Raw genomic sequence first — 12,624 nt, forward strand, 5'->3', positions numbered from 1 at the left:
GGAGCGGTGAAGGGGCTCATTCGGTTTCCAGCATGGTCTTGAGCAACGGGATGGTGATGGCGCGCTTGTTGCGCAGCGCAAAGCCGTCGAGCATGTCGAGCAGCTGCATCAGGCTGCCCAGATCGCGCGAAAAGCGCTTGAGCATGTAGTCCATCACATCGTCGCCCAGAAAAACGCCACGGGCATCAGCCTCCTGGCGCAGCACCGCGCGTCGCGCGGTTTCATCCAGCAACTGCAGCTGGAACACATGGCCCCAGCCCAGCCGTGTGCGCAGATCCTCGCGCAGCTTGAGGTCGGCCGGCGGCAGCGGCCCCGCGCCCAGCACCCAGCGCGGCGAACCCGTGGCCGGACTCGTTGCGTTGACGAACCAGTTGAACGCCCTGGCCTGCTGCAGCGGGGTGTAGATGTCCACATCGTCCATGAGCACCGCCGCCCAGCGTTCGTCGAACGGCGGTGGAAACAGCGTGGTCGCATCCATCCAGCCCACCATGGCCCCCTGCTCGCGCAAGGCCTCGCGCACGGCCTTGAGCAGATGGGTCTTGCCCGACCCCGACTCACCCCAGAGATAAGTGGGCACTGGCGTACGCGCCGTCTGCATGCGCCCATCGCCCACCCAGTGGCGCAGATGGTCGATCACCGCGGCATTGGGGCCGACGAAAAAGCGCGACAGCGTCGGGCTCGACGCCATGCTGATGTCCAGGGCCAGCTGCTTCATCTGCGACATACGCGCAGCGCCCCCTTTCCTGGATCCAGGCGGGTCCATGCGGCAACAGCGGACAGAGGAATCGGCAACGGCATTGGTTGGTGAGCAAAAACGGACCCGCCGCAGCGCGGTGCCGCGGCAAGGCGAGCAACGCACCAGCTGCGCCCGGGGCGAAAGGGGGATTTTAGTCTGCGCGGCGCCCGACTCGGCGCCAGCAGGGCCGCAAGCACGACGAAAGCCCCTCGAAGCCCACTGGCGCACATGCCCTGCGGCGGCCATCGCCGTAGAATCCCGGGGTTCCAGCCCGGCATCGGGCCTACCGCACCGAACCCATCCATGAGCTCTTCTGCCCCCTCCCCTACCCCGATTTCCTACAAAGACGCCGGCGTCGACATCGTTGCCGGCGATGCACTGGTCGAGCGCATCAAGCCGCTGGCCAAGAAGACCATGCGCGAAGGCGTGATGGCCGGCATCGGAGGCTTCGGCGCACTGTTCGAGGTCCCCAAGCGCTACAAGGAGCCCGTGCTGGTCTCGGGCACCGATGGCGTGGGCACCAAGCTCAAGCTGGCCTTCGAGTGGAACATGCATGACACCGTGGGCATCGACCTGGTGGCCATGAGCGTCAACGACGTGCTGGTCCAGGGTGCCGAGCCCCTGTTCTTCCTCGACTACTTCGCCTGCGGCAAGCTGGACGTGGACACGGCCGCCGCCGTGGTCGGCGGCATCGCTCGCGGCTGCGAGCTGTCGGGCTGCGCCCTGATCGGCGGCGAAACCGCCGAGATGCCCGGCATGTACCCGGCTGGCGAATACGACCTGGCGGGCTTTGCCGTCGGCGCCGTCGAGAAGTCCAGGATCCTGACCGGCCAGAACGTGGCCGCCGGCGACGTGGTGCTGGGCCTGGCCTCGGCCGGCGTGCACTCCAACGGCTTCTCCCTGGTGCGCAAGTGCATCGAACGCGCCGAAAGCCAGGGCGCACTGCCCGCCACGCTGGATGGCAAGCCGTTCAGGCAGGCCATCATGGAACCCACGCGCCTGTACGTGAAGAACGTGCTGGCCGCATTGGAGCAGCACCCCATCAAGGCGCTGGCCCACATCACCGGCGGCGGCCTGCTGGAGAACATCCCCCGCGTGCTGCCCGAGGGCCTGGCCGCCCACCTGCAAGCCGGCAGCTGGCCCCAGACCGAGCTGTTCGCCTGGCTGCAGAAGACGGCCGGCATCGATGCCGTGGAAATGAACCGCACCTTCAACAACGGCATCGGCATGGTCGTCGTCGTGCCTGCAGAAGCCGCCCAGGCCACGGCCGCCACGCTCCAGCAACTGGGCGAGACGGTCTACACCATCGGACGCATCGCCGAACGCGGCGAGGGCGAGAGCGTCGAGGTCCGCTGACCACCGGCCCCCGCGCATGACCCAGCACCTGCCCTCGCCCATCATCTCCCCGCAGCCCGCGCCCACGCGCGGCGTGACACTGGCCAGCTATATCCTGATGGCCGGCGCCCTGCTGCTGATCATGTGGCAGGGCCTGCTGCCAGGCATGCTGTGTGTCTGCGTGGGCTTCCTGGTCACGCGCAGCCTGGCCGGGCTGCTGGCACGCGCCCAGCCCAAGGCCCGGCGCGGCTCTCTGCCGCGCTGGACCCAGCTGGTGGCGGCCGCCATCGTCATCCTCGCGCCGCTGGCCCTGCTCAGCGGAGCGCTGTCGCACACGCGCACCTACATCACCGACGCCCCCCAGCAGTACCGCGAGCTGCTGGACTACCTGGCGCACACGGTGCTGGAGTTGCGCGACAAGCTGCCGGCCGACATGGCCGACCAGTTGCCCGACGGAGCCCAGGAGATCCAGCACCTGCTGGCCAGCTATCTGGCCGCCAAGGCCGGCGCCCTCGCCCATGCGGGCCGCGCCTGGCTCACCGGCCTGCTCTACGCCTATGTGGGCATGATCATCGGCGCGCTGGCCGCCGTGCGCCCCATCACCACGCGCCGCCCGCCGCTGGTGGCCGCACTGCGTGAACGCATCCGGCTCATGGGCCTGGCCTTCCGCCAGATCGTGGCCGCCCAGTTCTGGATCGCGGCCTTCAACACCTTTCTCACGGCCATCTTCCTGCTCGGCATCCTGCCGCACTGGAACCTGACCCTGCCCTACACGCCGGCCCTGATCACGCTGACCTTCATCGCCGGCCTGGTACCCATCGTCGGCAACCTGCTGTGCAACGTGGTGATCACCATCGTCGGCCTGTCGGTGTCTCCGGTGGCCGCGGCCGCCTGCCTGGGCTTTCTGATCCTGATCCACAAGGCCGAGTACGTGATCAACGCCAAGGTCGTGGGCCAGCGCACGCACATGGGCGTGTGGGAGCTGCTGGCCGTGATGTTCGTGGCGGAATCGGTGTTCGGCCCCGCCGGCCTGGTGGCCGCGCCACTGTTCTACGCCTACCTGAAGAAGGAACTGGAGGCGGTCCGCCTGGTCTGAGCCGCGGCCACCGTGATCTACAGACCCCGCAGCCGCCGGATCACCTCGCGCACGGCCACGGCCTGCGCTCCACGCTGGGACTGGAGAAAGCGCTCCAGGTCCTCCAGCGCACGCTCGGTCACGCCCCATTGCGCATAGGCCAGCCCCCGGTCCCGGTAGATCTCGGGCATGTCGGGCCGCAGCACGGCGAGCCGGTTGAGCACGGCCACCAGCAGCGGCCAGTCGCGCCGGGCGTGGTGGATCTCCTGGAGGTTGCGCAGCATGCGCTCCAGGATATCGCGGGCCGAGGCCCCCTGCAGGTACAGGCCCAGCGGGGCAGCTTCCTCGGCGGACAGGCCCGCGCTCTGCCAGAAGGGCTCCAGCCTTTCGGCCAGGTTGTTCGCGGAAAAGGACTCGCCGCTCAGCGGATCCATCACCACCTGCCCCTGGGGCAGGCGCAGCTTGACCAGGAAATGCCCGGGAAAGCTCACCCCCTGCGCCGGCAGCCCGATACCTGCGGCCAGTTCCAGCCAGATCAGCGCGACACTGATCGGAATGCCGCGCCGCGTCTGCAGCACATGGTGGATGTAGCTGTTGGCCGGGTCATAGTAGTCATTGAGGTTGCCGCCGAAGCCCAACTCGCCGTAGAAGAACTGGTTGAGCACCCGCAGGCGCTGCAGCGGATCGGTCTCGCCAGCCAGGCGCTGGGCCAGGCGCACCTGCAGCCGGTCCAGCTCGGCGCTGGCGGCCTGGAGGTCCAGGTCGGGGATGGCATCCTGGGCAATGCTGATCGCCGCCTCCATCAACGGCAGACCGTCATCGCTTTGCACCAGCGCTGCAAAGTACTGCAGGGCCGTCGGCGTGTCTTCGTAACTCCAGCTCATGATGCTCGGGGCCTGTTCACACCCATCAGGGGGTCGCGTCGCTCGGGCCTGCAATTATGCGGGCTGGAGCGAAGCCCTAGCGCCGCAGCAGCGTGCGCAGTTTCAGTCCCGCCGCCCACAGCGCGCCGAAATACAGCAGGGCCGACGCGACCAGCATGGCCGTCAGCAGGCCCACGCGCTGCCATCCATGGGCGCGCAGCGCGATCCAGTCGAAATGCTGGCTGCCCCAGGTCAGCAGCACGGCCAGCAGGCTGCTGGCGGCAACCACCTGCAAGGCCAGCCGGCCCCAGCCCGGCTGCGGCCGGTAGACACGGCGGCGCAACAGCCCCGTGAGCAGCCAGGCGGCGTTGACCAGGGCGGCCAGCCCGATGGACAGGGCCAGACCGGTGTGGGCCATGAAGGGCACGAGCACGAGGTTGAGCAGCTGCGTGATGACCAGCACCACGATGGCGATCTTGACGGGCGTGCGGATGTCCTGGCTTGCGTAGTAGCCGGGCGCCAGGACCTTGATGGCCACCAGGCCCACCAGGCCCGCGCCATAGCCGATCAGGGCCAGCGCGATCTGGCCCACGTCGCCATCCTGCAGCGCACCACGGTGAAAAAGCGTGGCCACCAGCGGCTCGGCGAAGGTCAGCAGGCCCACGGCGCAGGGCACGGCCAGCAAAACCACCAGGCGCAGCCCCCAGTCCAGCATGGCGGAGTAGCGCTCGCCGTCGTCGGCCGCCTTGGCGGCCGCCAGTTGCGGCGTGAGCACCACCCCCAGCGCCACGCCCAGCAGCGCGGTCGGGAACTCCATCAGCCGGTCGGCATAGAACAGCCAGGTCACGCTGCCGGGCTGCAGGTAGGACGCGATCTGGGTATTGATCATCAGCGAGACCTGGGCCACGCCCACGCCCAGCAGCGCCGGTGCCATCAGCGTGAGGATGCGGCGCACGCCGGCCTCGCCCCAGGCCTGGCGCAGCGCCGAGGGCGAAAAGCCGATCCGCGGCATCAGCCCCAGGCGTGCCAGCGCCGGCAGCTGCACCGCCAGCTGCAGCACGCCGCCCAGCATCACGCCACCCGCCATGGCATAGATGGGCTCGATGCCGCGCGCCTGGAGCCAGGGCGCCCCCCAGAAGGCCGCGGCGATCATGGCCAGGTTCAGCAGCACCGGCGTGGCCGCCGAAACGGCGAACCGCCGCCAGGTATTGAGCACGCCGGCCGACAGCGCCACCAGCGACATGAAGCCGATGTAGGGGAACATCCAGCGCGTCATCAGCACGGCCGCGTCATAACCCTGCGGCGACTGTCGCAGGCCGCTGGCCAGCAGCCAGACCAGCAACGGCGCGCCGATGACACCCAGGGCACAGGTCACGACCAGCACCCAGAACAGCAAGGTGGCCACATGCGAGATCAGCGTGCGGGTGGCCTCCTCCCCCTCCTTGGCCTTGCTGGCCGCCAGCACGGGCACGAAGGCCTGGCTGAAGGCCCCCTCGGCGAACAGCCGCCGAAAGAGGTTGGGGATCCTGAAGGCGACATTGAAGGCATCGGTCAGCGCATTGGCTCCGAACATGGAGGCCATGAGCAGATCGCGCACCAGCCCGGTGATACGGGAGGCCAGCGTCAGCAGGGAAACGGTGGAGGCGGCTTTGAACAGTGACACCGTCGGGAGTGTATGCGCTCGCACGGGCGCCGCAGCGGCGCCCACGGCGACCCGCGCGCCTCTTGCACTCCGTTGCAACAGGCCGGGCAACCGGAGCACGGTGCAACCCGGCTCGAATTCACGGCATGCTATAATCCCGCGCTTCGCCGACAACATCCTCAGACACTAGGAACACATACACCATGGCATCGAAGCCCGTAAAGAAGAACCCCCGCCTGGCCTCCGGCCGCAAGCGCGCCCGCCAGGACGTCAAGCTGAACGCAGCCAACACCTCGCTGCGCTCCAAGTACCGCACTGCCGTCAAGAAGGTCGAGAAGGCCGTCCTGACCGGCGACAAGGCCAAGGCCACCGAACTGTTCGCAGCCGCACAATCCGTGCTGGACACGATCGCCGACAAGGGCATCTTCCACAAGAACAAGGCCGCTCGCGACAAGAGCCGCCTGTCCGCCAAGGTCAAGGCCCTGGCCGCCGCCTGATTCCATCAGGCAATCGCACGGATGGCCCCGGCCATCTGCCGTTTGTAACGGGTGCGCTGTCCGCGAACGAAAAAACCGCCTCCGGGCGGTTTTTTTGTGGGCGCTCCACCCCATCCGATCCACAGGCATAAAAAAACGCACCCATGGTGCGCCCTGTCGATCATGCACTCCCAGAGCCGGGCCCTGGAAAAAAAGAAACCGGCCTCAGCGGGCCGGCTCATCCGGGATCAGGCAGGCCTCGACGACCTGAAGACTGTTGTCCTTGGCGAAATTCAGGCAGAAATCCCAGGCCATGGGCTCATAGTCGCGCAGATCGCGATGGACCACCACGCACTTGACGCCGTTGAGCGTGGTCGGCACGCACCAGGGCGAGTAGCTCAGGTGGCTGCCGCGCTGCGCGCCACCGGGACGGAACTGGCTCATGACCCCCGCCAGCCGCTCGGCCCAGTCACTGGGCCGGAATGTCTTGCCTTCGTGGGTGATGCCCTGGATGAACAGTTCTTTGCTGGAAGGAGAAACCATCGGGATGCACGCCAAAATACGACCTGCGCGACAAGGAACAGACCAGACGGTATGTCGCGCGACGCAGCCCTTTGCCGCATCCTGCTTGCGCAAGTCCTTCAAAAAAAGCCAGGGCCCGCCAGCGGGATCACCACCGGCAGGCCAAGCAGGCATTTTATCTCTTATATAAGAGCTGACCGCTCCTTCCCGCCACTACCCAACTGTGGCGTAGGCTCATTGCATGGCTGTGATGCGCAAACCGCAACGCCGGGCCATTGCACCCCCCCTAGAATCGGGCTTCGCTGTTTTTCTGGCATCTGCGGCGGCAACGCCCGGATGCCGTTTACTTTCCTGGACAGGAGATTCTTGCAATGACCGCTTTCATTGAGGCTGCCTCGCCCCACGTGATGAACACCTATGGCCGCATACCGATCGCTCTGGAGCGAGGCCAAGGCTGCCGCGTGTGGGACGTCAACGGCAAGCAGTACCTCGATGCGCTGGGCGGCATTGCGGTCAACACGCTGGGCCACAACCACCCCAAGCTCGTGCCCGCGCTGCAGGACCAGGTGGCCAAGCTCATCCACACGTCCAACTACTACCACGTTCCCGGCCAGGAAACGCTGGCCAGGCTGCTGACCGAACGCGCAAAGATGACCAATGTCTTCTTCTGCAGCACGGGCCTGGAGGCCAATGAGGCGGCCATCAAGATCGCACGCAAGTACGGCGTGGACAAGGGCATCGCCCAACCCGTGATCGTGGTCTACGAGCACGCCTTCCACGGCCGCTCCATCGCCACCATGACGGCCACCGGCAACCCCAAGGTGCGCGACGGCTTCGGCCCGCTGCTGGACGGCTTCCTGCGCGTGCCCGTCAACGACATCGAGGCCCTCAGGCAGGCCACGGCCGGCAACCCCGACGTGGTGGCCGTGATGATGGAGCCCATCCAGGGCGAAGGCGGACTGCACCCCATGCGCGTCGAGTACATGCAGCAGGTGCGCGCGCTGTGCGATGCCAACGGCTGGCTGATGATCTTCGACGAGGTGCAGGCCGGCATGGGCCGCACGGGCAAGTGGTTCGCCCACCAGTGGGCCGACATCGTCCCTGACGTGATGACCCTGGCCAAGGGCCTGGGATCGGGCGTGCCCATCGGTGCCGTCGTGGCCCATGGCAAGGCGGCCGGCGTGCTGCAGCCGGGCAACCACGGCTCGACCTTCGGTGGCAATCCGCTGGCCATGCGCGCCGGCATCGAGACCATCCGCATCATGGAGGAAGACGGCCTGCTGGCACACACCACCAGGGTCGGCGCCCATCTGAAGGCTGCGCTGCAGCGCGAGCTGGCCGACGTCAAGGGCGTGGTCGAGGTGCGCGGCCAGGGCCTGATCATCGGCATCGAGCTGTCCAGGCCTTGCGGCCCGCTGCTGGGCCGTGGCGCCGAGGCAGGCCTGCTGTTCAGCGTGACCGCCGACACCGTGGTGCGCCTGGTGCCACCGCTGATCATGACCGAGGCCGAGGCCGACGAAGTGGTCGCCAGGCTCAAGCCGTTGATCGTGCAATTCCTGTCCGAATGAAGGGCCTGCCCATGACCACCATCAAGCACTATCTGCAGTTTTCCGACTTCACCGCCGACGAGTACGCCTACGTGCTCGACCGCGCGGCCCTGATCAAGAAGAAGTTCAAGAACTACGAGAAGCACCACACGCTGGTCGACCGCACGCTGGCCATGATCTTCGAGAAGGCCAGCACGCGCACCCGCGTGAGTTTCGAGGCCGGCATGTACCAGCTCGGGGGCTCGGTGGTCCACCTGACCACGGGCGACAGCCAGCTGGGCCGTGCCGAGCCCATCGAGGACAGCGCGCGCGTCATCAGCCGCATGACCGACCTGGTCATGATCCGCACCTTCGGCCAGGACAAGATCGTGCGCTTCGCCGAGTACTCGCGCGTGCCCGTCATCAACGGCCTGACCAACGAGTTCCACCCCTGCCAGATCCTGGCCGACATCTTCACCTTCATCGAGCACCGCGGCTCGATCCAGGGCAAGACCGTCGCCTGGGTCGGCGATGGCAACAACATGGCCAACACCTGGCTGCAGGCGGCCGACCTGCTGGGCTTCACGGTCCACGTCAGCACGCCCGGCGGCTACGAAGTCGACGAGAAGCTGGCCTTCGGCGGCAAGGCGCCACGCCAGGGCTGCTACAAGGTCTTCAAGAACCCCCTGGACGCCTGCAAGGGCGCCGACCTGGTGACCACCGACGTGTGGACCAGCATGGGCTACGAGGCCGAGAACGAGGCGCGCAAGAAAGCCTTCGCCGACTGGTGCGTGGACGCCGAGATGATGGCCGCCGCGCGTGCCGATGCGCTGTTCATGCACTGCCTGCCCGCCCACCGTGGCGAGGAGGTCGAGGCCGAGGTCATCGACGGACCCCAGTCCGTGGTCTGGGACGAGGCAGAAAACAGGATGCACGTGCAAAAGGCACTCATGGAGTATCTTTTGCTCGGCCGTACGGCATGAAATGCCGTACGGTGGCGCGCCAGCGCCAGCAGTCTGTTTCGGTGAAGGCTCATGTCCGCGCAGCGGACGTGAAGCGGCCTCAGGCCGCGTGCCGTAGCCAGAACAGGATGCACGTGCAAAAGGCACTCATGGAATATCTGCTGCTGGGACGCCAGCCGGGCTGATCACGCCCACTCCATGGCCCAGGCGCATCCCATTTCATCCATGCACCTGAGCCACACACCACGCATACACCGCCCGCAGGCCAAGCGCCCGCGGGCGGTGTTTCTCTTTGGTGGCTGCGCATTGCGCCATCCGCACATTGCGCGGCACACGCGCGTGCCCTCGTTCTTCGGGCCGCGCCGGCATTTCGCGGCCCGCGTGCGCGCGCTGTTCGTGCGCATCCACACCTTCTACCTGAAGTTCCTCCAGGGCCATACCTAGGGCCGCTTCACGCCTGACCCATCCCTGTGCCGCCCCGGCCACCCGGGCGCGGCATGCCCGTGCGTGCCCCACTGTCCCCAGGAGAACCTCCAATGTCCGAAACCCTGCACCCCTGCCTGAACTGCGGCGTCTGCTGCGAAACCTTCCGCGTCGAGTTTTCCGTCTATGAGCTGCGCTCCATGGGCGGCACCGTGCCCGACGAACTGGCCCACGAGGTCCACGGCAACCGCTGGCGCATGAATGGCACCGACCGCCGCCCCGTGCGCTGCGTGGCGCTCAACGGCCGCTGCGGCGAGCAGGTGGCCTGCGGCATCTACGCGCAGCGCTCATCGACCTGCCGCGATTTCGAGATGGGCACGGACCGCTGCAACGATGCGCGCCTGGCGCATGGGCTGTCCGCGCTGGACGAAAGCGCCCGCATCTGGCTGGCCGCCGCCTGAGCCGGCCTGCAGCCCCGTCAGGGCGTACGCTTGTCCGGCGCGCAGCTGTCGCCGCCGCAGGCGCTGCAGCCGCCACAGCCGCCCCCGTCCCTGGGGGCCAGTGCCGGATGCAGTTGCCCGGCCTTGACGCGCCAGCGCGCCGGCAGGTAGCGCCAGACCAGGGACACCGCGGCCAATGCCACGACCAGGCCCACGATGATGTTCTGCCACATGTGCATGTCCTCCTTCAGCCGGCGCCCAGCGCCAGCGCGACCCGGTAGGTGATGAAGCTGGCCAGGTAGGCCAGGGCGAACAGGTAGCCGGTCATCAGCAGCGGATAGCGCCAGCCATTGGTCTCGCGCCGCACGGCGGCCAGCGTGGAGATGCACTGGGGCGCGAACACGAACCAGGCCAGCAGCGACAGCGCCGTGGCCAGCGACCAGGTGTGCGCGATCAGCGGGCCCAGCTGCTCGGCCATGGCCTCGTCGCTGGCGGCGGACAGCGCATAGACCGTGCCCATGGCGCTGACGGCCACCTCGCGCGCGGCCATGCCGGGCACCAGGGCGATGGCGATCTGCCAGTTGAAGCCGATGGGCGCCAGCACCACCTCCAGCCAGCCACCGATGCGGCCCGCGAAGCTGTAGCGGATGGCCGCTTCCGTCACGCCATCGGGCGGCGCCGGGTAGCTGGCCAGGAACCACAGCACGATACTCACGGTCAGGATGATGCCGCCCACGCGGCGCAGGAAGATCATCGCGCGCTCGTACAGGCCCAGGGCCAAGCTGCGCGGACTGGGCCAGCGGTAGGCGGGCAGCTCCATCAGCAGCGGCGTGGGGCCGGCACTGCGGCCCGCCAGCTTCGCCACGCCGGCCACGGCCATGGCGCTGACGATGCCCGCCACATACAGCGCGAACAGCACCAGGCCCTGGAGGTTGAAGACACCGCCCACGGTGCGCTCGGGGATGAAGGCGCTGATGAGCAGTGCATACACGGGAAGGCGCGCCGAGCAGGTCATCAGCGGCGCGATCATGATGGTCACGAGGCGATCGCGCCAGCTGGTGATGGAGCGCGTGGCCATGATGCCGGGCACGGCGCAGGCGAAGCTGGACAGCAGCGGGATGAAGGAGCGACCCGACAGCCCCACCTTGCCCATGACGCGGTCCAGCAGGAAGGCCGCGCGCGGCAGATAGCCCGAATCCTCCAGCGCCAGGATGAACAGGAACAGGATCAGGATCTGCGGCAGGAACACCAGCACGGCGCCCGTGCCGGCGATCACGCCATCGGCCAGCAGGCTGCGCAGCACGCCCTCGGGCATGTGCGCGTTGACCAGGGCCGAGACGGCGGAGACGCCGCCCTCTATGCCATCCATCAGCGGCTGCGCCCAGCTGAACACCGCCTGGAACATCAGGAACAGCGTGGCCGCCAGCAGCAGCATGCCCCACAGCGGGTGCAGCACCACGGCATCGATGCGGTCGTCGCGCCGCGTGTCCACCACGGGCTCCTGCACGCTGGCGGCCATGATGCGGGCCACCTCCTGGTGCAGCGCCAGCACCTGTTCGCGCGCATCGCCCTGCGCGGCCTGCGCCACGGCCGGCGCGGCCAGGGTGCGCGCCTCGGGCCCGTCCAGCCACTGCAGCAGTTCGCGCGCGCCGTCCTGGCGAACGCCCACGGTGGACAGCACCGGCATGCCCAGGGCGTGCGACAGGGCCTCGCGGTCGATGGTGATGCCCTGGCGCCGGGCCATGTCGCTCATGTTGAGCACCAGCAGCATGGGCAGGCCCAGGCGCCGAGCCTCCAGCACCAGGCGCAGGTTCAGGCGCAGGTGGGTGGCATCGGTGACGCAGACCAGCAGTTCGGGCGGCGCCTCGCGCGGATGCCGGCCCGCGACGATGTCGCGCGTGATGCGCTCGTCCTCGCTGTGCGCATGCAGGCTGTAGGTGCCCGGCAGGTCCAGAACACGCACGCGCCGGCCGCTGGCCGTATTCAGCCAGCCCTCCTTGCGCTCCACGGTGACGCCCGCGTAGTTGGCCACCTTCTGGCGCGCACCGGTCAGCAGGTTGAACAAAGCGGTCTTGCCGCAGTTGGGGTTGCCCAGCAGGGCCAGGCGCAGCGCGGAATCGCTGCCCCCCGGCCCCTTGGCGGGCTGCAGCGGCTGGATGAGTCTGGAAGACGGCTGCGTGCTCATGCGGCCTCCTGCGCACAGACCCTCACCAGGGCCGCTTCGTGGCGGCGCAATGCGAAGGTGGCCTGGCCCACGCGCACGGCCAGTGGATCGCCGCCGGGAAAGCCGGCGGCCACGATGCGCACGGGCTCGCCGGGCAGGAAGCCGATCTCCATCAGCCGCAGCAGCAGCTCCCGCTCGGAGGCGTCGCGCGCGGGCTGCAGCCCGACCACATGGGCCGGCGTCTGGCGCGGCAGCGTATCAAGGCCGATGGCGGCCGCATCAAGGGACCTGGAGGCCGCAGCCGCCGTCCCTGGGTTCATCGAATGCATGGCGTGTTGTATCAACTGATTTTTATTCTCATTTTGATTTTGATCGAACCCTGGCGACGGGCCCGCGCATGGTATCGGAGTGCGGGGCAGGGTTTTGCGCTGCCGGCCTTTGCCCCCTGCCCCCGCTCGGT

14 protein-coding genes are annotated in these 12,624 nt (G+C 67.9%); 7 read left to right on the forward strand and 7 right to left on the reverse strand.

Features of this window, described 5'->3' with window-relative positions:
- Window positions 1-16: 16 nt before the first annotated feature.
- The gene (gene hda / locus L1Z78_RS20990) at window positions 17-715 is read right to left on the reverse strand and encodes a DnaA regulatory inactivator Hda (protein WP_326491986.1); all 699 of its coding nucleotides are present in this window, start codon (window positions 713-715) and stop codon (window positions 17-19) included.
- A 324-nt stretch (window positions 716-1,039) separates the two neighbouring features.
- On the opposite strand from hda, the gene purM reads away from it, so the two are divergent.
- Together purM and L1Z78_RS21000 are read left to right on the forward strand one after the other, a co-directional pair.
- A complete protein-coding gene (gene purM / locus L1Z78_RS20995; protein ID WP_234638280.1) occupies window positions 1,040-2,092 on the forward strand; it encodes a phosphoribosylformylglycinamidine cyclo-ligase in 1,053 nt (350 codons plus the stop codon).
- A 16-nt stretch (window positions 2,093-2,108) separates the two neighbouring features.
- Window positions 2,109-3,167, forward strand: a complete 1,059-nt coding sequence (locus L1Z78_RS21000; protein ID WP_234638281.1) for an AI-2E family transporter — start codon at window positions 2,109-2,111, stop codon at window positions 3,165-3,167.
- 17 nt (window positions 3,168-3,184) lie between these two features.
- Here L1Z78_RS21000 and L1Z78_RS21005 read toward each other — a convergent pair whose 3' ends face one another.
- Both L1Z78_RS21005 and murJ read right to left on the reverse strand, forming a co-directional pair.
- The gene (locus L1Z78_RS21005) at window positions 3,185-4,030 is read right to left on the reverse strand and encodes a SirB1 family protein (RefSeq protein ID WP_234638282.1); all 846 of its coding nucleotides are present in this window, start codon (window positions 4,028-4,030) and stop codon (window positions 3,185-3,187) included.
- A gap of 76 nt (window positions 4,031-4,106) precedes the next feature.
- Window positions 4,107-5,672 (reverse strand): murein biosynthesis integral membrane protein MurJ, encoded by a 1,566-nt coding sequence (murJ, locus tag L1Z78_RS21010; RefSeq protein WP_234638283.1) that lies wholly within the window; start codon window positions 5,670-5,672, stop codon window positions 4,107-4,109.
- A gap of 182 nt (window positions 5,673-5,854) precedes the next feature.
- Between murJ and rpsT the strand changes: the two genes are divergently transcribed.
- Window positions 5,855-6,148 carry a 30S ribosomal protein S20 gene (gene rpsT / locus L1Z78_RS21015; RefSeq protein WP_234638284.1) on the forward strand — a complete coding sequence of 98 codons (294 nt, stop codon included), beginning with the start codon at window positions 5,855-5,857 and terminating at the stop codon, window positions 6,146-6,148.
- Window positions 6,149-6,352: 204 nt separating this feature from the next.
- Here the strand turns inward: rpsT and L1Z78_RS21020 are convergent, their stop codons facing one another.
- Complete coding sequence (locus L1Z78_RS21020; protein WP_234638285.1) at window positions 6,353-6,670, reverse strand: DUF3579 domain-containing protein; 318 nt, start codon at window positions 6,668-6,670, stop codon at window positions 6,353-6,355.
- A 350-nt stretch (window positions 6,671-7,020) separates the two neighbouring features.
- On the opposite strand from L1Z78_RS21020, the gene L1Z78_RS21025 reads away from it, so the two are divergent.
- The 4 genes from L1Z78_RS21025 to L1Z78_RS21040 all read left to right on the forward strand — a co-directional run bounded on the left by L1Z78_RS21025 (window position 7,021) and on the right by L1Z78_RS21040 (window position 10,021).
- Window positions 7,021-8,217: an aspartate aminotransferase family protein gene (locus tag L1Z78_RS21025; RefSeq protein WP_234638286.1), complete on the forward strand. Its 1,197-nt coding sequence runs from the start codon at window positions 7,021-7,023 to the stop codon at window positions 8,215-8,217.
- Between the two features lie 20 nt (window positions 8,218-8,237).
- Window positions 8,238-9,158 carry an ornithine carbamoyltransferase gene (gene argF, locus L1Z78_RS21030; protein WP_234642232.1) on the forward strand — a complete coding sequence of 307 codons (921 nt, stop codon included), beginning with the start codon at window positions 8,238-8,240 and terminating at the stop codon, window positions 9,156-9,158.
- Between the two features lie 204 nt (window positions 9,159-9,362).
- Window positions 9,363-9,581, forward strand: coding sequence for a hypothetical protein (locus L1Z78_RS21035; RefSeq protein WP_234638287.1), 219 nt, complete (start codon window positions 9,363-9,365; stop codon window positions 9,579-9,581).
- A gap of 92 nt (window positions 9,582-9,673) precedes the next feature.
- A complete protein-coding gene (locus tag L1Z78_RS21040) occupies window positions 9,674-10,021 on the forward strand; it encodes a YkgJ family cysteine cluster protein (protein ID WP_234638288.1) in 348 nt (115 codons plus the stop codon).
- A 17-nt stretch (window positions 10,022-10,038) separates the two neighbouring features.
- Here L1Z78_RS21040 and L1Z78_RS21045 read toward each other — a convergent pair whose 3' ends face one another.
- The 3 genes from L1Z78_RS21045 to L1Z78_RS21055 are packed head-to-tail and all read right to left on the reverse strand — an operon-like array spanning window position 10,039 to window position 12,493.
- Window positions 10,039-10,233 carry a hypothetical protein gene (locus L1Z78_RS21045; protein ID WP_234638289.1) on the reverse strand — a complete coding sequence of 65 codons (195 nt, stop codon included), beginning with the start codon at window positions 10,231-10,233 and terminating at the stop codon, window positions 10,039-10,041.
- A gap of 14 nt (window positions 10,234-10,247) precedes the next feature.
- Window positions 10,248-12,185 carry a ferrous iron transporter B gene (gene feoB / locus L1Z78_RS21050; protein WP_234638290.1) on the reverse strand — a complete coding sequence of 646 codons (1,938 nt, stop codon included), beginning with the start codon at window positions 12,183-12,185 and terminating at the stop codon, window positions 10,248-10,250.
- Complete coding sequence (locus tag L1Z78_RS21055) at window positions 12,182-12,493, reverse strand: FeoA family protein (protein WP_234638291.1); 312 nt, start codon at window positions 12,491-12,493, stop codon at window positions 12,182-12,184. The genes feoB and L1Z78_RS21055 overlap by 4 nt, the downstream gene beginning before the upstream one ends.
- Window positions 12,494-12,624 lie beyond the last annotated feature (131 nt).

The organism is Delftia tsuruhatensis (genome assembly GCF_903815225.1).
Taxonomy (GTDB): Bacteria; Pseudomonadota; Gammaproteobacteria; order Burkholderiales; family Burkholderiaceae_C; genus Comamonas; species Comamonas tsuruhatensis_A.

Bases quoted from the DNA above. Each gene is read 5' to 3' on its own strand.
- L1Z78_RS21000 (WP_234638281.1), top strand. From the start codon at position 2,109: ATGACCCAGCACCTGCCCTCGCCCATCATCTCCCCGCAGCCCGCGCCC.
- rpsT (WP_234638284.1), top strand. From the start codon at position 5,855: ATGGCATCGAAGCCCGTAAAGAAGAACCCCCGCCTGGCCTCCGGCCGC.
- purM (WP_234638280.1), top strand. From the start codon at position 1,040: ATGAGCTCTTCTGCCCCCTCCCCTACCCCGATTTCCTACAAAGACGCC.
- L1Z78_RS21020 (WP_234638285.1), bottom strand. From the start codon at position 6,670: ATGGTTTCTCCTTCCAGCAAAGAACTGTTCATCCAGGGCATCACCCAC.
- L1Z78_RS21025 (WP_234638286.1), top strand. From the start codon at position 7,021: ATGACCGCTTTCATTGAGGCTGCCTCGCCCCACGTGATGAACACCTAT.
- feoB (WP_234638290.1), bottom strand. From the start codon at position 12,185: ATGAGCACGCAGCCGTCTTCCAGACTCATCCAGCCGCTGCAGCCCGCC.
- L1Z78_RS21005 (WP_234638282.1), bottom strand. From the start codon at position 4,030: ATGAGCTGGAGTTACGAAGACACGCCGACGGCCCTGCAGTACTTTGCA.
- L1Z78_RS21045 (WP_234638289.1), bottom strand. From the start codon at position 10,233: ATGTGGCAGAACATCATCGTGGGCCTGGTCGTGGCATTGGCCGCGGTG.
- hda (WP_326491986.1), bottom strand. From the start codon at position 715: ATGAAGCAGCTGGCCCTGGACATCAGCATGGCGTCGAGCCCGACGCTG.
- L1Z78_RS21055 (WP_234638291.1), bottom strand. From the start codon at position 12,493: ATGCATTCGATGAACCCAGGGACGGCGGCTGCGGCCTCCAGGTCCCTT.
- L1Z78_RS21040 (WP_234638288.1), top strand. From the start codon at position 9,674: ATGTCCGAAACCCTGCACCCCTGCCTGAACTGCGGCGTCTGCTGCGAA.
- L1Z78_RS21035 (WP_234638287.1), top strand. From the start codon at position 9,363: ATGCACCTGAGCCACACACCACGCATACACCGCCCGCAGGCCAAGCGC.